This is a genomic window from Micromonospora noduli (assembly GCF_003264365.1).
Lineage (GTDB): Bacteria > Actinomycetota > Actinomycetes > Mycobacteriales > Micromonosporaceae > Micromonospora > Micromonospora noduli.
The window spans coordinates 1-428 of sequence record NZ_PYAK01000166.1 but is presented as its reverse complement, the minus strand read 5'-3'; the positions used below and the strand labels follow the sequence as shown (position 1 = coordinate 428).

1 protein-coding gene is annotated in these 428 nt (G+C 39.5%); it reads left to right on the top strand.

Translation table 11 applies throughout. The annotated features are described in order from the left end of the window. Positions 1 to 91: 91 nt before the first annotated feature. On the top strand, positions 92 to 428 hold a 337-nt coding region (locus GUI43_RS33625), incomplete at its 3' end, for a hypothetical protein (RefSeq protein ID WP_211326806.1).

Below are 428 nucleotides of genomic sequence, written 5' to 3'. Positions count from 1 at the left end.
CAATAGCCATGTAAAGTGTTTGGATGACAAACAAGCCGAAGAAAATTTCAAAATTTTAAGTCAGCCGGGTAAAGACGTCCACTCGTTCAAAATGGAGAACGAACAGTTTGCTTGGAAAAATTCATACGGATCCACAAAAAGTATAAGGTACATTTTCAAAGAAATCAAAGCAAACGAGGAAACTGAGGAATACGACGATGACTGGGAGGCTGAGTTATCCGAGAATGACGAGGACGATTCCGATCTGGAATATTCAAACGAGTACCAGAACGAGTTAAGAAAGCAAAGGGCAGAGAGCCGAGTGCTTAAGGAGGAAAATTTAGTTTCTGAAATTCTTCACAAAAGAATTATGTTAATATCGGACAATCCAGGTACTGGTAAATCCACCACTATTACCAAATTATACGAAGCCAAAGCTATCGCTGACA